The sequence below is a fragment of the Brevibacillus fulvus genome (assembly GCF_016908525.1).
GTDB lineage: Bacteria > Bacillota > Bacilli > Brevibacillales > Brevibacillaceae > Brevibacillus_G > Brevibacillus_G fulvus.
Genome location: NZ_JAFBEB010000002.1, coordinates 240168 through 260341 on the forward strand (window position 1 = coordinate 240168; position 20174 = coordinate 260341).

At 50.2% G+C, this 20174-nt stretch carries 20 protein-coding genes and 1 other annotated feature; of the genes, 16 read left to right on the forward strand and 4 right to left on the reverse strand.

Annotation, left to right across the window (positions count from 1 at the left end):
• Nucleotides 1-261: 261 nt before the first annotated feature.
• The 14 genes from spoIIGA (at nucleotide 262) to JOD01_RS04605 (ending at nucleotide 13864) form a co-directional block, all read left to right on the forward strand.
• Entirely contained in the window at nucleotides 262-1224 is a 963-nt protein-coding gene (gene spoIIGA / locus JOD01_RS04540; RefSeq protein WP_204517057.1) for a sigma-E processing peptidase SpoIIGA, read from the forward strand.
• A 2-nt stretch (nucleotides 1225-1226) separates the two neighbouring features.
• The gene (gene sigE / locus JOD01_RS04545) at nucleotides 1227-1949 is read left to right on the forward strand and encodes an RNA polymerase sporulation sigma factor SigE (protein WP_204517058.1); all 723 of its coding nucleotides are present in this window, start codon (nucleotides 1227-1229) and stop codon (nucleotides 1947-1949) included.
• Nucleotides 1950-2187: 238 nt separating this feature from the next.
• The gene (gene sigG / locus JOD01_RS04550; RefSeq protein ID WP_204517059.1) at nucleotides 2188-2967 is read left to right on the forward strand and encodes an RNA polymerase sporulation sigma factor SigG; all 780 of its coding nucleotides are present in this window, start codon (nucleotides 2188-2190) and stop codon (nucleotides 2965-2967) included.
• 162 nt (nucleotides 2968-3129) lie between these two features.
• Nucleotides 3130-3414, forward strand: coding sequence for a YlmC/YmxH family sporulation protein (locus tag JOD01_RS04555; protein ID WP_204517060.1), 285 nt, complete (start codon nucleotides 3130-3132; stop codon nucleotides 3412-3414).
• Between the two features lie 110 nt (nucleotides 3415-3524).
• Entirely contained in the window at nucleotides 3525-4364 is an 840-nt protein-coding gene (pgeF, locus tag JOD01_RS04560; RefSeq protein ID WP_338028522.1) for a peptidoglycan editing factor PgeF, read from the forward strand.
• Nucleotides 4361-5074: a YggS family pyridoxal phosphate-dependent enzyme gene (locus JOD01_RS04565; RefSeq protein ID WP_204517062.1), complete on the forward strand. Its 714-nt coding sequence runs from the start codon at nucleotides 4361-4363 to the stop codon at nucleotides 5072-5074. Before pgeF ends, JOD01_RS04565 begins: the two co-directional genes overlap by 4 nt.
• Before the next feature lie 27 nt (nucleotides 5075-5101).
• A complete protein-coding gene (locus tag JOD01_RS04570) occupies nucleotides 5102-5524 on the forward strand; it encodes a cell division protein SepF (RefSeq protein WP_204517063.1) in 423 nt (140 codons plus the stop codon).
• Nucleotides 5525-5557: 33 nt separating this feature from the next.
• Nucleotides 5558-5818, forward strand: coding sequence for a YggT family protein (locus JOD01_RS04575; RefSeq protein WP_204517064.1), 261 nt, complete (start codon nucleotides 5558-5560; stop codon nucleotides 5816-5818).
• 7 nt (nucleotides 5819-5825) lie between these two features.
• On the forward strand, nucleotides 5826-6599 hold the full coding sequence (locus JOD01_RS04580) for a YlmH family RNA-binding protein (RefSeq protein ID WP_204517065.1): 774 nt from the start codon (nucleotides 5826-5828) through the stop codon (nucleotides 6597-6599).
• A gap of 166 nt (nucleotides 6600-6765) precedes the next feature.
• A complete protein-coding gene (locus JOD01_RS04585) occupies nucleotides 6766-7248 on the forward strand; it encodes a DivIVA domain-containing protein (protein ID WP_204517066.1) in 483 nt (160 codons plus the stop codon).
• 59 nt (nucleotides 7249-7307) lie between these two features.
• Nucleotides 7308-7547: a binding site (T-box leader), on the forward strand.
• A 105-nt stretch (nucleotides 7548-7652) separates the two neighbouring features.
• Entirely contained in the window at nucleotides 7653-10430 is a 2778-nt protein-coding gene (gene ileS, locus JOD01_RS04590; RefSeq protein ID WP_204517219.1) for an isoleucine--tRNA ligase, read from the forward strand.
• A 113-nt stretch (nucleotides 10431-10543) separates the two neighbouring features.
• A complete protein-coding gene (locus JOD01_RS04595; protein WP_204517067.1) occupies nucleotides 10544-11296 on the forward strand; it encodes a TraR/DksA C4-type zinc finger protein in 753 nt (250 codons plus the stop codon).
• Between the two features lie 18 nt (nucleotides 11297-11314).
• Nucleotides 11315-12433, forward strand: coding sequence for a mandelate racemase/muconate lactonizing enzyme family protein (locus JOD01_RS04600; RefSeq protein WP_204517068.1), 1119 nt, complete (start codon nucleotides 11315-11317; stop codon nucleotides 12431-12433).
• 21 nt (nucleotides 12434-12454) lie between these two features.
• Complete coding sequence (locus JOD01_RS04605) at nucleotides 12455-13864, forward strand: MFS transporter (protein ID WP_204517069.1); 1410 nt, start codon at nucleotides 12455-12457, stop codon at nucleotides 13862-13864.
• A gap of 22 nt (nucleotides 13865-13886) precedes the next feature.
• Here JOD01_RS04605 and JOD01_RS04610 read toward each other — a convergent pair whose 3' ends face one another.
• The 3 genes from JOD01_RS04610 to JOD01_RS04620 form a co-directional block, all read right to left on the reverse strand.
• The gene (locus JOD01_RS04610; protein WP_204517070.1) at nucleotides 13887-14387 is read right to left on the reverse strand and encodes an NUDIX domain-containing protein; all 501 of its coding nucleotides are present in this window, start codon (nucleotides 14385-14387) and stop codon (nucleotides 13887-13889) included.
• Between the two features lies 1 nt (nucleotide 14388).
• Entirely contained in the window at nucleotides 14389-15309 is a 921-nt protein-coding gene (locus JOD01_RS04615) for an FAD-dependent oxidoreductase (protein WP_204517071.1), read from the reverse strand.
• Nucleotides 15310-15410: 101 nt separating this feature from the next.
• Nucleotides 15411-16088: a TerC family protein gene (locus JOD01_RS04620; protein ID WP_204517072.1), complete on the reverse strand. Its 678-nt coding sequence runs from the start codon at nucleotides 16086-16088 to the stop codon at nucleotides 15411-15413.
• A gap of 153 nt (nucleotides 16089-16241) precedes the next feature.
• Between JOD01_RS04620 and JOD01_RS04625 the strand changes: the two genes are divergently transcribed.
• Nucleotides 16242-18395 carry a DNA topoisomerase III gene (locus JOD01_RS04625; RefSeq protein WP_204517073.1) on the forward strand — a complete coding sequence of 718 codons (2154 nt, stop codon included), beginning with the start codon at nucleotides 16242-16244 and terminating at the stop codon, nucleotides 18393-18395.
• Nucleotides 18396-18483: 88 nt separating this feature from the next.
• On the opposite strand, the gene bacA is transcribed toward JOD01_RS04625, so the two are convergent.
• Nucleotides 18484-19284 carry an undecaprenyl-diphosphate phosphatase gene (gene bacA / locus JOD01_RS04630; protein ID WP_204517074.1) on the reverse strand — a complete coding sequence of 267 codons (801 nt, stop codon included), beginning with the start codon at nucleotides 19282-19284 and terminating at the stop codon, nucleotides 18484-18486.
• Between the two features lie 260 nt (nucleotides 19285-19544).
• Here bacA and JOD01_RS04635 point away from each other — a divergent pair, with 260 nt between their 5' ends.
• Nucleotides 19545-20027: a hypothetical protein gene (locus JOD01_RS04635; protein ID WP_204517075.1), complete on the forward strand. Its 483-nt coding sequence runs from the start codon at nucleotides 19545-19547 to the stop codon at nucleotides 20025-20027.
• The last annotated feature ends 147 nt before the right edge of the window (nucleotides 20028-20174 follow it).

A 20174-nucleotide genomic window follows, 5' to 3' on the forward strand; every position in this document is an offset into this window, starting at 1 on the left:
CAGCAAGTTTCAACGTAAAAAACGCCTTGTTTCCTTGGGAGACAAGGCGTTTTATGCTTTTTCAGAGAAAGGAAAGCGGGCGGCTCCAACGGGCCCTTCCGGCGCCGCTGGCCAGAAAGCATGCAAACCGCTCACTTTAATTCCTGCAAGCAGTTTGCCCGACGAAATCTACAAAAAAACTAAAAAAATACGGTCAAGAAATGACAGACTTCGGAATAAATATTGAGATATACTGTCCTTGCTGGCGGGGGTGAGGAGAGTGTGGTAATCTACCTTGATATCATTCTACTCTTGAATGCGGCAATTGATACCTTGCTGCTCTGGTTTACTGCTTACTTTCGCAAGGAACGGTTCAAATGGTGGCGAATGCTGCTGGCAGCACTTTTTGGTTCCACCTATGTGGCTTTTTTCTTTCTCCCCCAGTTTGCCGGATTTTATCAGTGGTTTGTCAAACTGCTCTTTTCCGTGTTGATGCTGTTGATTGCGTTTGGTTTTCGCCGCATGCTCGCTTTTCTGCACAATCTCGTGATCTTTTACTTTGTTGCTTTTGTCTTTGGGGGAGGAGTATTCGCGCTGCAATACTTTCTCACTTCTCATAATGAAATTGTCAATGGGATTCTTGTGACCCATAACGACAGTTTCGGTGTTGGGACCAAGCCTACCTTGTTGATTTTGCTTGTCGGCTTCCTGCTCGTCGGGTATTTGAGTCGACGAAGTTATCAGGCGATTGAGGGACCGCGCAAGGTGGAAGCATTTTTGGTTGAGGTCATTGTCAAATTGCAGGGGGAGACTATTTTGTGCCGCGGATTGGTCGACACCGGAAATCAATTGCATGAACCGATCTCACGAACACCCGTGATGGTGATGGAAAGCAAAATGTTGGCTCATATGCTTCCGGCCGGGCTGCTGGCGTTTGCCGCGGAAGAAGACGGAAAATTGGAACGGTTGGAAAGGCTGCTGGATGATTTGCCGACGGAGTGGCAAGGGCGCATCCGCCTGATACCGTTCCGCAGCGTTTCCCGGGGAATGGATTTTCTCGTTGCGCTCAAGCCGGATCAAGTCGTCGTCGTCCAGCACGGGAGTCGGTTCGTGACGGAAAAGGTGTTGATCGGCTTAAATCCGGTCGCGTTGGCCGCAGATCAACAGTATCAAGCGATTGTTCACCCCGCATTGGTGCAAAATGCCACAGAACAAAAGGAAAAATCTTTAGAACAGGAGGGCTAGCGATGTACGTTAAAATTCGCCTTTCGATCCAATTACTCTGGTACCGTTTTTTGCTGATGATTGGTGCTCGTGCGGAAGAGATTTATTATATCGGCGGCAGTGAAGCTTTGCCGCCGCCGCTGACACGTGAAGAAGAAGAGATCTTGCTAGCTCGCCTGCCGTCTGGGGATGCCGCTGTCCGCAGCATGCTGATTGAACGAAATTTGCGTTTGGTTGTGTACATTGCGCGAAAATTCGAGAATACGGGCATCAACATCGAAGATCTGGTCAGCATCGGCACCATCGGGCTGATAAAAGCGGTCAATACATTTGATCCGGAAAAAAATATTAAACTGGCTACATATGCATCGAGATGCATTGAAAATGAGATTTTGATGTATTTGCGCCGCAACAACAAAATTCGCTCGGAAGTTTCGTTCGACGAGCCGTTAAACATTGATTGGGACGGCAACGAATTGCTGTTATCGGATGTGTTGGGCACAGAAAACGATACGATCTACAAAAACATTGAAGACCAGGTGGACCGCAAATTGCTGAAAAAGGCGCTGGATAAACTGAGCGAGCGGGAACGCATCATCATGGAGCTGCGCTTCGGCCTGGCTGGTGAGGAAGAAAAAACACAAAAAGATGTCGCCGACCTGCTGGGAATCTCGCAATCGTACATTTCCCGGTTGGAAAAACGAATTATAAAACGGTTGCGAAAAGAGTTCAACAAAATGGTCTGACGCATAATTTCCCAACTCTGGGGGATACTGTTCCTAAACCGTACCAGAACGCGGGTATGAGCTCATACCCCTTCTTGACGGCCAATGCGCTTACACGCGGCCTTTCAAGACATCCGGGATAGGAACTTTTTTGTTTGTGCCCATTCATGTTCGCGGGTTGAATGGCACAACAGCGACCTCGCTGCAATTGCTAAAGGCTCATGTGACAGGTTGCCAGTGCTCCAGAGGAGGGAATGACGTGACGCGCAACAAGGTAGAGATTTGTGGAGTAGATACCTCCAAACTTCCCGTTCTAACAAACAAGGAGATGCGAGAGTTATTTGAACGATTGCAAGGCGGCGAGCATGCAGCTCGGGAAAAGTTGGTGAATGGCAATCTTCGACTCGTATTAAGCGTAATTCAGCGGTTTAACAATCGCGGCGAGTATGTGGATGATCTGTTTCAGGTTGGGTGTATCGGACTTATGAAAGCCATCGACAATTTTGATCTCGGACAAAATGTCAAGTTTTCCACGTACGCCGTTCCGATGATCATTGGTGAAATTCGTCGCTACCTCCGGGACAACAATCCAATCCGCGTTTCCCGTTCCCTGCGGGATATCGCCTACAAAGCGCTGCAGGTTCGTGACAATTTGACCAACAAGCATTCCCGCGAACCCACCATCGTGGAGATTTCCGACGAGCTGAATGTGCCCAAGGAAGATGTGGTGTTCGCGCTCGATGCGATCCAAGATCCGGTTTCCCTGTTTGAACCGATCTATCAGGATGGCGGCGATCCCATTTATGTGATGGATCAAATCAGCGATGACAAGAACAAGGATACCACTTGGGTAGAAGAAATCGCTCTGCGGGAAGGAATGGAGCGATTGGGCGAACGGGAAAAAATGATCTTGTCCATGCGTTTTTATGAAGGCAAAACGCAAATGGAAGTAGCAGAAGAGATTGGCATCTCGCAAGCGCAAGTTTCCCGGTTGGAGAAGGCCGCGATCGCCCATATGCAAAAACATGTGCAAAGTTAGACGATTGTTCAAACTTCTGCTGGCCCACGAGCAGAAGTTTTTTTTATGGTATACAGGCAGCCTGCTTGCCCCACCCTGTGACGACGAATTTCCGACGATTCGGACATATTCGCACACCGATTCATATACTAAAAGTAACGGTGAAGAGAGCAGGTGAAATCAGTGGTGAAAATCTCGGATTTTCAAACAAAAGAGGTTGTCAACATATTGGATGGCAGACGGCTCGGACAAATCTCTGATTTGGAAATCGATTTACGAAATGGCCGCGTGGATGCCATCGTCGTTCCGGGCCCAGGAAAGTTTCTCGGATTTTTTTCCTCTGGCAATGATCTGGTCATTCCGTGGCGCAATATCGTGAAGATCGGAAAAGATGTCGTTCTCGTACGAGTTGAAGAAAACCAGCGAATTGACTCACGCCATGGCACCGACGATGAATTTCGGGCATAGTGATCTTCTCTTTTCTTAGCGAGTTTTTCTCACGCATCAAGCCCGACTGTGGTATGATGGCGTTAGAAAATAAAGTGCGAATCAAATGGCGAAAGGTGAAGGAGGAAGCGGTGGAACCGTTTGTACAATCCAATTCGACAAATACGATGCATCTGCAAAGCTGGGAAAACCGTTTTACCGGTTTGCTTGCCGGGTTTACCACACGCGTCGGTGGAACAAGCCGGACACCTTATGCTTCATGGAACATGGGGCTGCACGTCGGGGACAACCCGGACGACGTGGTCAGCAATCGGCGGCGGCTGGCAAAACAGCTGGGCTTGCCTTTTGAGGCTTGGACCTGTGCCGATCAAGTGCATGGAACAACCGTGCAGCAGGTGAGCGAAGAATGGACAGGAGCGGGCCGCGACAGCCTGGATACCGTCATTCCCGGTACCGATGGCTTGCATACTAATCAGGCGGGGGTTTTGCTTACCTCGTTTTATGCCGATTGTGTTCCCTTGTTTTTCCTTGATCCCCGTCAACGGGCGATCGGTTTGGCTCATGCTGGCTGGAGGGGAACGGCCGGACGGATTGGGGAAAAAATGGTCGAAGCGTTTGAGCAAGCATATGGCAGCAAGCGCGAGGAGTTGCTGGTTGCTATTGGGCCATCAATCGGCGGTTGTTGCTACGAGGTGGACGAGCGGGTCATCGTCCAGATCGAACGCACGACGAAGCAGTGGCAACAGGCGGTGCACCCAACTGAACCGGGCAAATATTTGCTCGATCTCGGACAGCTGAACCGGTTGCTTCTGTTGGAACTTGGGCTGCGCCAGGAACAAATCAGCAAAACGAACTGGTGCACGAGCTGCCGAACCGACCTGTTTTACTCCCACCGCAAGGAAGCAGGCAAAACCGGGCGGATGGCGTCGTTTATCGCTTGGCAGCAGGAAGGAGTAAGGAAGGATTCATGAACACGCTAACCTATCAGGAACAACTTCGCAAAAAACTGGACCAGGTGGAAGCGCGCATTGCGGCTGCTTGTCAGCGAAGCGGCCGCAAGCGTGAAGAGGTGAACATCATTGCCGTTACCAAGTACGTGGATGGCGAAGCAATCGGAGAAATCTTGTCGGCCGGCATTCAGCACATCGGCGAGAACCGCGTGCAAGATGCCTTGCCGAAATATGAGATGTATGGCGAGCGGGGAACATGGCATTTTATCGGACATCTCCAGACGAATAAAGTAAAAGATGTCGTAGGTCGATTTTCCTATATCCATTCGCTCGATCGATTTTCCCTGGCGGAAGCGATCAATAAGAGAGCGGAGACGTTAAATCTGGTAGTTCCTTGTTTTGTGCAAGTAAATATCGCCGAAGAACCGACAAAATTTGGGCTTAGTACCAAGGAACTGTTTGCTTTTTTGGACGAAACCAGTAATATGAAACATATAAATGTGATAGGGCTAATGACAATGGCACCAAATGTCGATAATCAAGAAGAGGTACGTCCCATTTTTCGTCAACTGCGCGAATGGAAAGAGAAAATCAATCTTCGGGCATATCCTCACGCGCACATACGAGAATTGTCCATGGGGATGTCAGGCGACTTTGAAGTAGCGATTGAAGAAGGTGCAACTTATATCCGTCTTGGTTCGATACTGGTGAAGCCGGACGAATTGTCATAACTCATCAAAGGAAAGGAGGAGATGACCATGAGTGTCATGCATAAAATCATGGGTTTTCTCGGCTTGGAAAACGAAGAATATGTGGAAGAAGTAGTAGAAGAGCGCGAAGAAGAGGAAGAAGCCTATCCGCGCCGCAATACTTTTTCCCGCGCGAGCAATGTAGTGCCGATCCACGCTGCCCGAGAGAAGGAAGGGATCCGCTTGATGCTGTTTGAACCGCGGCATTACAGCGATGCGCAAGATATTGCCGACAACCTTCGCCAACGCCGGCCTGTTGTCGTCAATTTGCAGCGAGTGGAAAAAGATCAGGCGAAGCGGATTATCGATTTTCTGAGCGGAACTGTATACGCACTGAACGGAGATATTCAAAAGGTAGGCGACCATATATTTGTCTGCACACCGGAACATGTTGATATCCAGGGAACGATCTCCAGTGTAGTAGAAGAATAGACAGCATTTCGAAAATAAGTAAGAGGTGAATCCATGGCTCTTTATACGATTATCAACTTCGTGTTCCAGGTTTACTACTATATGATAATCGCGTACGTGCTAATGTCTTGGGTTCCACAAATGCGCGATACTGGAATCGGTCAGTTGTTGGAAAGGCTCGTTGACCCCTATCTGTCCATTTTCCGGCGGTTTATCCCGTCGCTCGGATTTATTGACATTTCGCCGATTGTGGCGCTGATCGCCTTGTATTTTGCTGAAAACGGCCTTTACAGTTTGCTGGGGCGGTTGCTTTGAGGAAACCATGAGCTTATATGATCATTTTCGCAAAGAAGAGTGGCCCTTTGTCGAGCGGGCGATTGAATTGCTCACATTGGTGGAAAGCAAACAGGTCAGTCGTTTGACCGATTTTCTCGATCCTCGGCAATTGTTTATTTTTCAAAGTGTTCATTCTCAGGTGAGCGGGGTGCAGATTGCCGCTGATGGCGGATATGACGGTGCCGAACGCGTCAGGGTGCTGCTCTATCCCGAATACTGGACAGTCGAACGGCAAGATTTTCAACTGGCGATGCTGGAGATCGAGGCAGACCAGCGCTTTATCAAGCTGGAGCACCGTGATGTGATGGGGGCTTTTTTACATATTGGACTCAAACGGGAAAAATTTGGCGATATTTTGCTGGCAGAAGGAACAGCGCAAGTGGTTCTGGCGGCTGAGATTGTCGATTTTGTTCGCGCCCAAATCAGCCACATCCATCGAGTGCCGGTACAGTTGACCGAACGCTCCCTGGAGGACATTCGTCCGACGGTTCCTGCACTGATCGAAAAGCAAGTAACGGTAGCTTCGCCGCGTATCGATGCCTTGATTGGCGAGGTTTATCATTTGTCGCGAGCGAAAGCGCTGGTACCGATTCGGGCCGGAAAAGTAAAAGTGAACTGGAAAGTGGCAGAAGATCCTTCCCATCAGATTGAGGCGGGCGATATCTTGTCTGTGGCCGGATTTGGCCGTTTTCAGGTGCTGGAAGTGAGCGGCACAACCCGTACCGGCCGGCAGCGAATCAAGGTGGGCATATTTGCCTGAAAGAAGTGAAATTCCATCTGTGTAGCCAAGGGCTCGTCATTGGCCAAATCCAGCTTTGCCGCTCCCCTCATGGGGGAAAAGGGAAAAAAATTAATAAAATGGCAGGAAATTGGCGGGAGACTGTCGAAAATTTGGTTTACCATAATGCAGGAAGCGGGGGGTTCATGTGGCGTTAACACCTTTGGATATTCACAACAAGGAATTCAGTACAGGGTTTCGCGGCTATAATGTGGATGAGGTTAACGAGTTTCTCGATCAGATAATCAAAGATTTCGAGTTGCTTATCAAAGAGAAAAAAGAACTGGAAGAGCGTGTGGCGCTCTTGAATGAACGTGTCGATCATTACAAGTCGCTCGAGGAAAACTTGAGCAAATCGATTTTGGTGGCGCAAGAAACGGCAGAAGATGTCAAAGCGAATGCACGCAAGGAAGCGCAACTGATTTTAAAAGAAGCCGAAAAAAATGCCGATCGCATTGTCAACGAAGCATTGGCCAAATCGAGGAAGGTTGCCATCGAGATCGAAGAGTTGAAAAAACGCGCTTCCGTCTATCGGATGCGATTCCGTACGCTGCTTGAGGCTCAATTGGAAATGTTGGACAACGGCGCGTGGGACGACATTGAGCAGGCCGATTCGCTCATTGCCGAATAAAAAATTGACTTTTTGAACAGAATGGCTTTATAATTTAAGGCAATCATTTTCTTTCATAGGGGAAGACGATGAACGGGACGAGTAAGCGAGGGAACACTGTGCAGAGAGCCGGGAAGATGGTGAGATCCTGGTCAGTTGTAGTCGCTGAATATCACCCGGGAGTCCAACAGCTGAACGTCTGGAGCAAGCAGACTATTAAGTGCGCGCATCATTCACGTTACGAATGGCAAAAGTGAACAAACCCTTGTTGCGGTTTGTTCATTAGGGTGGTACCGCGGGAGTCTCTTCTCGTCCCTAAGGGGATGAAGAGGCTTTTTTTATTTGTCCTTGTTTGTTGTCCGCCGCTGCGCGTTTCATCCGCGGAAAGGCGGTTTTTATCAAAGATAGGAGTGACCATAATGGCTATCGATTACAGCAAAACTTTGAATCTGCCGAAGACCGAGTTTCCGATGAGAGGAAATTTGCCGACCCGGGAACCGGAAGTCCAAAAATGGTGGGAAGAAATCGACATTTACAAAAAAGTTCAAGAGCGAACTTCCGGCCGGCCGATGTTTATTTTGCATGATGGTCCGCCGTACGCCAATGGCGACATTCATATCGGGCACGCTTTGAACAAAATTTTGAAAGACTTTATCGTGCGCTACAAATCGATGGCAGGATTCAACGCCCCGTACGTTCCCGGCTGGGACACCCACGGCCTGCCGATTGAGCAAGCGATTATCAACGCGCAAGGACTGGATCGCCGCAATATTGAAGTCAACGATTTCCGTCAACGCTGCGAGGAGTATGCCTGGAGTTATATCGACAAACAGCGCGACCAGTTTAAACGGCTGGGCGTACGCGGCGACTGGGAAAATCCATATGTCACGCTGAAACCGGAATACGAAGCGCGACAAATTAAGGTTTTCGGGGAAATGGCCAAAAAAGGCTACATCTACAAAGGTTTGCGTTGTGTCTACTGGTCGCCTTCTTCGGAAACGGCTTTGGCTGACGCTGAAATCGAATATAAAGATAAACGCTCTCCGTCCATCTATGTGAGTTTTATGGTCAAGGACGGCAAGGGCAAGCTGGATAACGAAACCGGCGTCGTCATCTGGACGACCACGCCATGGACCATCCCGGCCAACCTGGCGATTTCCATCCATCCCGAATTTGCGTACAGCGTCGTAAAAGCGGACGGCAAAAAATATATGCTGGCCAGCGGTTTGCTGGAAGCGGCAGCGAAAGAAATCGGCTGGGAACAGGTCGAAGTGTTGCAAACCTTTACAGGGGCGGAACTGGAAGGGGTTGTCACCAAGCACCCGTTTTATGACCGTGAATCGCCATTGCTCTTAGGGGAACACGTGACACTGGATGCCGGTACCGGTTGTGTCCATACTGCTCCTGGTCACGGGGAAGATGACTTTAATATCGGAGCCAAATACGGTCTGGGCGTCCTTTGCCCGGTCGACCATGAAGGAAAAATGACCAGTGAAGCGCCTGGCTTTGAAGGATTGTTTTATGATGATGCCAACAAACCGATTACGGAAAAATTGAATGAAGTCGGCGCGTTGCTGAAACTGAAATTTATCACGCACTCGTACCCGCATGACTGGCGGACGAAAAAACCGGTCATTTACCGGGCTACCGAGCAATGGTTTGCTTCGATCGACGGTTTCCGTCAGCAAATGCTCGATGAGATCAAAAAGGTAAAATGGCTGCCGCATTGGGGAGAAACCCGCCTGGCCAACATGATCGCCGACCGCGGTGACTGGTGTATTTCCCGTCAACGTGTCTGGGGTGTGCCGATTCCGATCTTTTATTGCAAGCATTGCAACGAACCGATCATCAACGATACGACGATCAATCACATTGCCGATCTGTTCCGCAAAGAAGGTTCCAAAGCCTGGTTTGCCAAAGAGGTTAAAGAACTGGTACCGGCAGGATTGACTTGTCCAAAATGCGGCGCGGATGAATTCCGCAAAGAGACCGACATCATGGATGTATGGTTCGATTCTGGCTCCAGCCATGAAGCTGTTTTGGCGGAACGCGACGATTTGACTCGCCCGGCCGATTTGTACCTGGAAGGTTCAGACCAATACCGCGGCTGGTTTAACTCATCGCTTTCCACTTCGGTAGCCGTCTACGGACATGCACCGTACAAGTCCGTATTAAGCCATGGCTTTACCCTTGATGGAGAAGGACGCAAAATGTCCAAATCGCTAGGGAACACCATCGTCCCGCAAGAAGTAATCGATAAGTTGGGTGCGGACATCTTGCGGTTGTGGGTCGCTTCCGTCGATTATCAAGCGGATGTGCGCATTTCCGATGCGATTTTGGCGCAAATCGCCGAGGTTTACCGGAAGATCCGCAATACGTTCCGGTTCTTGCTCGGCAACCTGGATGGATTTGATTACGCCAAAGATCAAGTCAGCTATGCGCAACTGGGCGAATTGGATCAATTTATCCTCGCTCGGGCAGCAAAAGTGGTCAAGCGTGTGCGCAAAGCTTATGACGAATACCAGTTCCATACGGTATTCCACACGATTCATAATTTCTGCACGATCGACCTGTCTGCTTTCTATTTGGACATTTGCAAGGATCGCCTGTATGTGGAAGCGCCTGACAGTGTAAAACGCCGTGCTGCCCAGACGGTTATGTATCAAATCTTGCTCGATCTGGTCAAATTGATTACGCCGATTTTGCCGCACACCGCCGATGAAGTTTGGCGCTATATTCCGGGCGTGAGTGAAATCAGCGTCCAGTTGACCGATCTGCCGGATGCGAACGAACAGCACCTCAGCTTTGGCCAAGAGTTGGAAAGCAAATGGGAACAGTTCCTGGCCGTCCGCGATGAAGTGTTGAAAGCGATGGAAGAAGCTCGCCGCAACAAAGTATTCGGCAACTCGGTGGATGCGAAGCTGGCGCTCTATCCGGAAAAAGAAGAAGTCTTTGCCGTACTGCAGCAAATGGACGATCTGGCTGATCTGTTCATCGTCGCCAGCGTTGATTTGCATCCGGTCGGCGCAACGGCACCGGCGGAAGCAGTTCAACTGGAAGGCATTACGGTGCTCGTGACACCGGCAGATGGCGAAAAATGCGAACGCTGCCGCATCGTGAAAACAGATGTTGGCATCAATCCGGCACACCCGCATATTTGCGGACGCTGTGCGGCTGTCGTGGAGGAAACGAATAACAACTAACAGCTTACAATCGAGAAGCCTCTCCATTATTGGTGAATAATGGAGAGGCTTTTTTTTCTGGCTTACTGAGGCATACTACGGAAAAGGGAAACGTAAAAAAGGATGGTGTTGGCGTGGATAAGCAAAAGCTGGCCTATTTTAAACAGCGTTTGATGGATGAAAAGACCGATGTCGAACAACGCATACAGCTGAACTATAGCCTGGAAGAGCAAATGTCCGATTCTTTCCATGAATTTTCGATGTATGACAACCATCCCGCCGATATTGGCACAGAAATGTTTGAGAGGGAAAAGGACTTGGCATTGTATAGCCTTGATCGCGAGACACTGCGCGAGATCGATCAGGCGCTGGAGCGGATCGAGCAAGGAACATACGGCGTTTGTACCGTTTGCGGTGAACCGATTCCCGAAGAAAGGCTGGAAGCTTTTCCGATGGCGATGACCTGCAAGGAACACGCTCCCGCCCCTAATATTAACCATGAACGACCGGTGGAGGAAGAATTCCTGCAGCCGCCGTTCGGGCGATCTTCCCTTGATGACCGGGCCGACGCCAATTTTTTCGACGGCGAGGATGCCTGGCAAATCGTGGAGAAGTTTGGTACATCCGAAACGCCATTTTCGTTTGCGGATAATCGTAAAACCGATTACAACGAGATGTATATCGAATCCAATGAACCGGATGGCTTTGTGGAACCGGTCGAGGAATTGGGCTATACCGACATCACTGGGTATCATGGTCCGGATAGCGTTCAATTTATGCGCAGCGGCTTGTATGAAAGTTATATGAATAGACATGAAGGAAAAGGAAATTTTATTGATTACGAGACGTATTTGCAAGAGCGAGCCGAGGGAGAGCCTGACGAGTAACGGAAGAAGGGAGATTCCATGGAAATCGAGCGGATTGAAACATACCCTCTGCTGCACCGGTTAGAACAGCCATACGGCGATGCCAACGGGCTGAAAAAATATCGGTCATGTTATTTGATCCGGATTATAACGCGCTCCGGTATCGACGGCTGGGGCGAGATTATCGATTGGCTGCCGACGTTGGAAAAAGGGATGCAGGAACGCATTATTCCTTATCTGTTGGGAAAAAAAGCGACAGACCGCCTCCAGTTGGTGAAAGTGATCAAAAAGTGGCATCAACGGGCGGCAGCCGGGATCAGCATGGCGTTGACGGAAATCGTCGCCAAGCAGGCAGGGTTATCCATATGTGATTTGTGGGGAGGCAGGTTTCATACGTCAATTCCGGTTTATGCCTCGTTTCAATCCTATTGCGATGAGCAGACATGGATGGAGCGCTCGCTGCAACTGGTGGAAAAAGTGGTAACCGCTGGATTCAGCCAGATTAAGGTCAAGATTGGCGGCAGGACACTGAAAGAAGATCAGGCGCACATTACCCGTTTGCAGGCGATGGTTGGCAATGAGGTTCAGATCGCTATCGATGGCAACCAAAGCTATGATCTGGCAACCACTCTACAGTGGCAAAAGCTGTTGCATCGCTATGAAAATTGGCTCTGGCTGGAGGAACCGATGCCATTGAGCAGCATTGCCGAATATCGATTGCTGCGCGGGCAACTGCCATTGGCGGTAGCAGGCGGCGAAAATTTGCTTTCTGCCAAACAGTTCGTTCCATTGCTGCAAGCCAATGCTTTGGATATCCTGCAGCCGGACAGTATGCACCAAGACGGTGTGGATGGCTTTCGGGCAACTTTACAACTGGGGCGCAGCTTTGGCCTTCGCGTTTCTCCCCATGCCTATGATGGGGTGCTTTCCCGGTTGTACGCCTTGTTTGCGCAAGCCTGCCTGCAACCGTGGAGCAAGATGAGCGGAGAGAAAATCGAACCGATTGAATGGGATGTGATGGAAAATCCGTTCACACATCTCCTGCCGCTTCAGCCAGTCGCCGGAACGGTTAAGTTGCCGAACGGACCGGGCATCGGAATGGAATTCGATCGGGAACGGCTGAATGCTTATCGCTGGAATGGCAGCACATACGTGTAAAAAAGAGGGAGAAAGAAGAACATGGCGCAGAGTACGAAGAACTTAGTTGGCTTAACAGGTGTACCATTGGTTATGGTATTAGGTAACTCGATGTTAATTCCTGTCCTTCCGACCATGAAAGGAGAGCTGGATCTCACCTCCTTTCAAACGAGCTTTCTGATTACGGCCTTTTCCATTTCCGCCGGATTGGTGATACCGTTTGCTGGCTATTTGTCCGACCGCTTTAATCGCAAAGTCGTAATCACGATTGCTCTGGCGCTGTACGGAATTGGCGGACTGCTCGCTGGTCTGGCTTCCTTATGGCTGGATCAGCCGTACGGAGTCATCATGGCAGGCCGTGTCTTGCAAGGGATCGGTGCGGCTGGTACCGCTCCGATCGCACTGGCGCTGGTTGGCGACTTGTTCAACGGCGCGTCGGAAAGCAGAGCCTTGGGATTAATGGAAACATCAAACGGCTTGGGGAAGGTGCTTAGTCCGATCGTCGGTTCCCTGCTCGCTTTGATTGCCTGGTACATGGTGTTTCTCGCTTTCCCGATCATCTGTGGCGCGGTATTGCTGTTGTTTTTCTTCATGGTGAAAGAAAAGAAGCAGCAGAAGAAAGCGATGGAAGTAAAACAATACCTGCATTCGATCAAGCAGGTATTCCATCAGCACGGCAGATGGTTGGTCCCGGCCTTTTTTATTGGTACGATCTGTCTGTTCACGTTGTTTGGCGTGCTCGTTTACCTCTCCGATTTGTTGGAGGACAAATATAAGATTGATGGTGTGAAAAAAGGGCTGTTTTTGGCCATTCCCTTGCTGACCATGAGCATTACCGCTTATATCACCGGTATTGTCATCAAGAAAAAATTGAATTTAATGCGGGCATTTGTCATTATCGGGATGATCATGTTGGCCGTCTCCTATTTCATTGCCAGCTTCGTACAAGGAGCCTATTTGTTAATCGGCGTATTATTGATCGGCAGCGTGGGAACCGGGATCATCTTGCCCTGCTTGAACAGTATGATCGTCGGTTCGGTGAAAAAGACCGAACGCGGGATGATTACTTCTTTATACAGCGGGGTTCGTTTTGTCGGGGTGGCGATCGGACCGCCGATCTTTACCTGGTTGGAAGGCATCTCTCGCAACGTGATGTTCTACTCGATCGCCGGCCTTTCCCTGCTCTTCGCGATCGTCGCTTTTATCTGGCTGAAACCGCAGCAAACCCAAGCGCACCAGTCCAAACAAGGTGCCGCTGCCAAACAGGGGGAACAGGCAGACGAGGCGGAAATCGAGTCGGCGGGGTTGAAGCAAGTTGCCGAGATTTTGCAGATCAAAACAGAGTCCCCCGAAGAAAAGCAGCAGCGTCAAGCGAAAGAAAAGCTCGGCTTTGATGCCGACGGGCTGGTTGAGCATTTGCTGCGCGGAGGAAAGAAGGAGAAAGGAAAATAGCAAAAACCCCGTTGGTAGTGCGCTACCGAGCGGGGTTTTTCTGATTCAGGCGATTCCAAAGCGCCGTGTCGGAACGAAGAAACTTTAAGGTCAGCGGATAGACGTCATCATGAAGGATGCGGCTAAATTGCGCGTTTCCTTTGATTTGCTCCGGGATTTGCTCAAACAGGACGACGCCGCCGACGGTTCCGCCGATCATCTCAGTAATGAAACGGTCTACGCGAGCGGCATAAATATCTTTGACCATAGACTCGTCGACCACGTACTGCCCGATTTTCTCTATCGCGGACAGCGAGTAACCGGTTTCTTCGTACATTTCGCGAACGGCGGCAGCGAGGCTCGTTTCGCCAGGTTCAATTTTTCCCCCAGGCAGTTCGATGCCTCGTCGGGTGTTTCGGGTAAACATCAGGTTTCCTTCGAGGAAAGGAAAAATTAACACATGCTTTGCTGTTCGTTTGCTGTAAACGGCAGGATCAAAGGTAAGTTCTACGGGTAGGCCAAAATCATCTTGAAAACGGTACATGCTAATTCTCCTTTATCCGCAAGGAAATATGTTTGGCAGCTTTCATCGCCTGGCCCAAAGCAAGCGAAAGACTGGCGTACGCCGCACCGGCGGTTACATCGCCAATCGCATAAATCCAGTCCAAATTGCTTTGTTGAAACGTATTTGCCACGATATAGCCGTGCTCATCGGTATGTAAGGAAGCAAGGGCCCCGGTCACCGGACGGACGCCGATGCGGGGCAAGATCCAGTCAACCGCCAACGTCAGCGAAGCGGGTACAGCCGCAACAGTCCGCCTGATCTCCACCACCGTTTCCGCTGGCTCATCGCGATAGCCAACCGCTTCGCTTTGCATCCATACTTCCACGTTGGAGAGCTGGGCAACACGTTCCACCCACTCGTTGCGGGCGCGAAACGTATCGCTGCGGACGATCAGCCAGATTTTGTCGGCAAAGGCGGACAAGTTCCAGGTGCTTTCCAGCGCCCGATCGCCACCGCCGATCACGAGCACTTTTTTTTGGCGAAACAACTCCGCCTGTGCGCTGGTAGAGAAGCGCGGCGGCAAGAGCCGCTTGCTGCCGGCCAAAGCTGGAACGGTATTCGGGCGAACGCCGGTGGCGATTATCACATAATCAGCATGATAATGCTGCTTGCTGGTTGTGACCACCTTGTGCTTATAATCGATCGACTTCAACTCTTCAGAAAAACGGCAATCAAGCTGCGCCAGTTTTCGGTTTTGCTGCAACTCCGCGAGCAATGCTTGCCCGTTTTTATAGATATGGGGCGGAAAATCCCAAATTTCATTATGAATTTGCTGCAATTGTCCGCCCAACGTTGGTTCCGCTTCAATCAACACACAAGCGAGTCCCAGACGCTGACACCAGAGGGCTGCCGAAATGCCAGCCAGACCACCGCCAACGATCAGTACTTGCACGTTTTCCACAATGGTTTCCCCTTTTCCGATTCCACCAAAACTAAGGTTGATACTTTAAGACTACCGTTTTCACCGCGTAAGTTCAAGTGAAAGCGCGCAGCAGAAACGATTCACGAAGGAGAGGAGCGCCTCGCAGCACGACGAACATTTTGCCACCTGCCGACAAGAAGCACGGCGGCTGTCACGAAAAGCGTGAACCCCCAATGAATCCAGGCAGGGTCGAACAATGGAGCAAATCTCGGTTCGTCGGCAATCATTCGTCCGGCCGTCCAGGCGATAATCCCCGCTCCCACATAAATTAAAAAGGGGAAACGTTCCATAAATCGCATAATCACGGTACTGCCGAAGATCATGATCGGGATGCTGATAAAAAGCCCAAGAATCACAAGCAGAAACGAGCCTTGCGCGGCCCCGGCTACGGCCAGCACATTATCCAGGCCCATGACCAGATCGGCAAAGACAATCGTGCGGATTGCTCCCAGCAGACTATTGGCGGATGCGCTTTCCTCCGCCTGATGTTCTTCTGTCAGCAACTGATAGGCTATCCATAGCAAAACAACACCGCCTGCCGCCAGCAAATAAGGAATGTTTAATAACCAGACGACGAGCAGGGTAGCCAGCGAGCGCACGAGAATCGAGGCAAGTGTTCCCCATAAAATCACCTGTTTCTTCCGCTTCTCGGGAAAATTGCGGGCGGTCAGGCCGATGACGATCGCGTTGTCTCCGCCCAAAAACAGATCAATCATCACAATGCCCAGTAACGCTGTAAGAAAGCTTGAGACATCCATGCGGTTTGTTCACCTCGCTGTTAGTGTCCCCGACTTGCGGCTTTCATCCACAAAGGAAAAGACTAACTGCAGCGGCGGAAAAACTGCCGCTCCTGCTCGGGTTTCGTTTATAATGGAAGAACATCGTCATACAGTAAGGAGTAGTCAAACCACATGAAGCTGATTATTGCCGAGAAACCGGATCAAGCGGCCAAACTGGCTCAGCCGTTTCGACATAAAAAGCAGCAAGGATATATCGAGGTTGCTCCCGATCCGCTTTTGCCGCAGGGAGCGTTGATTACCTGGGCGATCGGGCACATCTGTGAGCTGCTGCCGCCGGAAGAATACAATCCAGCCTGGAAAAAATGGTCCAAACAGACATTGCCGATGATCCCGCCGCGGTTTCAGCATCGGGTGATCAGAGGGAAAGCGAAGCAATTCGGCGTGATCAAGCAGTTGCTGAAAAGAGCAGATGTGACCGAGATTATTCATGCCGGCGATGCCGGGCGGGAAGGAGAGCTGATTGTCAGAACGATCCTTTCTGTGGCCGGTACCCGCAAACCGATGAAGCGGCTGTGGATTTCGTCTCTGACCGATAAAGCGGTTCGCGATGGTTTCGCTCATTTGTTGGACGAGCAGGAGACACGGAACTTGTACCATGAAGCATTTAGCCGGGCGTGCGCCGACTGGTTGGTAGGGATGAATGCTTCCCGGATTTATACCATTTTGCTGAAGGAAAAAGGAATCAAGGATGTTTTCTCCGCCGGACGTGTGCAGACGCCGACCTTGGCGCTGGTCGTCAAACGGGAGAAAGAAATCGCCGCATTTCAACCGAAAGATTTTTGGGAGGTAGTCGCCACGTTTCAGATTGACGACAAGCGTTATGAAGGAACATGGCATAATCGGGGAGAATCCCGGCTCGATGATGAGGAAATGGCGCAAAAAATCGCCGCTTTCTGCGAGCGGAAGCCAGCGGAGGTTGCAAAGGTAAACACGGAGCGCAAGGAGTTTCAGCCGCCGTTTTTGTTCAATCTCTCTTCCTTGCAGGCGACGGCCAACCGTCTCTACAAATTTTCACCGAAAAAAACGCTGGATATCGCGCAACAGCTTTATCTCAAGGGATATTTATCGTATCCCCGCTCCGATTCCAGCTTTGTGACTGCCGGAGAGGCGCAAACATTTCCGGACATCCTGGCCAAGCTCAAGCGGAAACAGGAATACGCCTCGCTTTTCCCAACGCCGGTGCATTCGCTTCGCAACAACAGACGCTATGTCAACGAAAAAAAGGTAACCGATCACTATGCGATCATTCCGACAGAACAAGTTCCGGACTTGGCCAAACTTTCCAGTGAGGAATCCAAGCTTTATGATCTTGTCGCCCGCCGACTGATCGCCGCGCATTACGATGCCGCCGTGTTCGATTACACGACAATCACGACGCTCGTGGATGGCCGGGCGGAATTCATCAGCAAGGGAAAAGTGCAAATCAATGAAGGCTGGCGCAAAGTGATCATGCCGCATGAGACGGACGAGCGCGATGAGGAAAAGGCATTGCCCGCCGTGGCTGAAGGGGAAAGCGGGAAAGTGAAGACCGTCAAGGTGAAAGCCGGAAAAACACAGCCGCCCAAACGCTATACAGAAGGGCAATTGATCACCTTAATGAAAACCGCCGGCAAGCACTTGGACAACGAGGAACTGGAAAAGGTGCTGATGAAAACCGAGGGATTGGGCACGGAAGCGACGCGAGCGGGAATCATTACGATGCTGAAAGAGCGGAAATATATTGAAGTGAAAAAAAATCAGGTGTTTGCCACGGAAAAAGGGATGCTGTTGATCGATCTGATCGGGGACAAAATCCTCGCGTCACCGGAGATGACGGCACGCTGGGAACAGCGATTGGCGGAAATCGGCCAAGGCGAAGCGCCAGCAGAGTCATTCATGGAGCAGGCCAGGAAATTGACGCAAAAAATTGTGCAGGATGCGCTGGAACAATCGGCGCAATGGAATCTTGCCGACTATCAGTTTACTCCTGTGGCCAAATCAGCTTCCCGCCAGTCGACGCGGGGAACCGCGGTCGGCAAATGCCAGCTATGCGGCGGAGAGATTGTCGACAAAGGAAAATTATACGGCTGTGCGAACTACCAGCAAAAACAATGTAAAGTAACCATTCCGAAAAAAATCCTGAACAAGACAATTTCGGCTGTTCAGGTGAAAAAAATGTTGGAGAGCGGCAAATCCGGCAAATTGAAAGGTTTCAAAAAAGGAGACAAAACGTTTGACGCCTACCTGCGCTGGGATGGGCAGAACGTGTCCTTTGCCTTTGAATAAATAGAACAACCCCCGGCAAACAAGAGAGCTTTTGCTCTTGGATGCGCGGGGGTTGTTTGCCGTTCGACTGGTTAAATGAGGTATGGCTTTAGTGCAACAAAAACAACCAAAACAGCGCGGCGACGACAAAGCGGTAATAGGCAAATGCCGTCAGCTTCCATTTTTCCAGCAGCTTCAGAAAGGAGACAATTGCCAGCAAAGCGACAATGAACGAGACGACAAAGCCGGTGGCAAAAAACAGCAAATCGTCGCTGCTCAAGTTTTGGTACGATTTGAGCATATCGTAACCGCTGGCAGCTACCATCATGGGAACAGCGATCAAAAAGGAAAAGTCCGCTGCCGTTTTGTGGTTGGCGCCAACCAGCAGTCCGCCGGCGATCGTTGCCCCGGACCGCGAGAACCCAGGCCAAAGGGCCAGACATTGAAACAAGCCGATCGAGAAAGCCTGACGGTAGGTCAGCTGGTCCAAATTGCTTGTCCGTACCGGCATCCGCCGTTTTTCCGCAAAAATCATGAACAGTCCCCCGATCACCAAACCGATCAAAACGGTATAGGGAGAAAACAGGTAATCTTTGATCACGGAATGAAGCAGCAATCCGAGAATCAGGGCCGGCACAATCGCTGCGATGATATGCAGCAAATTGAGGGAACGGCCAGCTTTTCGCCCGGCTTTCGACCAACCGAGCAGTTGCATAAATCGTCCCCAGTACAAAATGACCACCGCGAGTATCGCTCCAAGCTGGATAATAACTTCAAATGTTTCTGCCTTATCGCCTGTAAATTGCATCAATTCGCCGGCGAGAATCAAGTGGCCTGTCGAGGAAACAGGCAAAAATTCAGTCAGCCCTTCAATGATCCCTTGAACGACCGCTATCCAATAATCATACATCTTCAACACACCTATTCCGATTTTTCTGCTGCGGATTGAACGAATTTTACCTCGTACTCCATAAAGATACCTTATCTCGGCTGATTAGAAAACAGCATTTCTCCAATTTCCTTTGACAATTTCGACAAACGCACTTGGAATTTATTTCCGCTCGACAAAAGAAGAAGAGATATGCGCCTAACGTTCGACAGTCTTCGTTTTCCCATTCCGTTATACTGTGCTTGGATGTACGAAATGACGAAGGAAGGGAGCGCAACGAGATGAAAAAAGGAATGAGCCAACATAGTTCTCTCGCTTTACCATATTCAGAGCTGGTCCAGGAACAGAGAAGCGTTCCTCCGTCCGTTGAAGATTCTTTGTCCGAGATTTCAGGGCAGCAGATGCATGTAACCATGGTTTCCCCGGAAATCTTGTTGATCAAGTGGAATATTAGTCAACCACGCATTGGAATGGTTGCCTCTTATCTTCCGGCACATCAGGAGATTTATACCGGAGTCCGGATTTATGAAAGAGGCAGTGCAAACTGGAATTCGTCAAACAGCGATGGACAAGCTTGCCATGACGTGATCCTGGATGATCGGGAGTCCGACCATTTGTTTTTTCTCGGACTGCGGCCAGGATTGATCTACCAGGCTGATTTCGGACTGTTTTTTACGGATAAGACCAATCAAAAGAACCGCTTTTGTCCGATATTGCGGTCAGAACCGCTCGCCATCCCCGATGATGTGGCGTCGGCATGCTGAGGTCAAGCTACGTCAAAAACGCAGGTCAACATCGGCTGTTCAGCGCATATATTTTCCCGTATTCAGTGTAGGAAGAGAGGTTCCCCAATGATCCCGTCAATTATCGGCATAACGGTTATTTTTGCTTCCATTTCCGTCTTAACGTTC

What these genes read in the sequence shown, in the direction of transcription:
- sigE (WP_204517058.1), top strand. Translation starts at nt 1,227, where the DNA reads ATGTACGTTAAAATTCGCCTTTCGATCCAATTACTCTGGTACCGTTTT.
- JOD01_RS04565 (WP_204517062.1), top strand. Translation starts at nt 4,361, where the DNA reads ATGAACACGCTAACCTATCAGGAACAACTTCGCAAAAAACTGGACCAG.
- JOD01_RS04570 (WP_204517063.1), top strand. Translation starts at nt 5,102, where the DNA reads ATGAGTGTCATGCATAAAATCATGGGTTTTCTCGGCTTGGAAAACGAA.
- JOD01_RS04575 (WP_204517064.1), top strand. Translation starts at nt 5,558, where the DNA reads ATGGCTCTTTATACGATTATCAACTTCGTGTTCCAGGTTTACTACTAT.
- JOD01_RS04580 (WP_204517065.1), top strand. Translation starts at nt 5,826, where the DNA reads ATGAGCTTATATGATCATTTTCGCAAAGAAGAGTGGCCCTTTGTCGAG.
- JOD01_RS04600 (WP_204517068.1), top strand. Translation starts at nt 11,315, where the DNA reads ATGGAAATCGAGCGGATTGAAACATACCCTCTGCTGCACCGGTTAGAA.
- JOD01_RS04605 (WP_204517069.1), top strand. Translation starts at nt 12,455, where the DNA reads ATGGCGCAGAGTACGAAGAACTTAGTTGGCTTAACAGGTGTACCATTG.
- JOD01_RS04610 (WP_204517070.1), bottom strand. Translation starts at nt 14,387, where the DNA reads ATGTACCGTTTTCAAGATGATTTTGGCCTACCCGTAGAACTTACCTTT.
- JOD01_RS04620 (WP_204517072.1), bottom strand. Translation starts at nt 16,088, where the DNA reads ATGGATGTCTCAAGCTTTCTTACAGCGTTACTGGGCATTGTGATGATT.
- JOD01_RS04625 (WP_204517073.1), top strand. Translation starts at nt 16,242, where the DNA reads ATGAAGCTGATTATTGCCGAGAAACCGGATCAAGCGGCCAAACTGGCT.
- bacA (WP_204517074.1), bottom strand. Translation starts at nt 19,284, where the DNA reads ATGTATGATTATTGGATAGCGGTCGTTCAAGGGATCATTGAAGGGCTG.
- JOD01_RS04635 (WP_204517075.1), top strand. Translation starts at nt 19,545, where the DNA reads ATGAAAAAAGGAATGAGCCAACATAGTTCTCTCGCTTTACCATATTCA.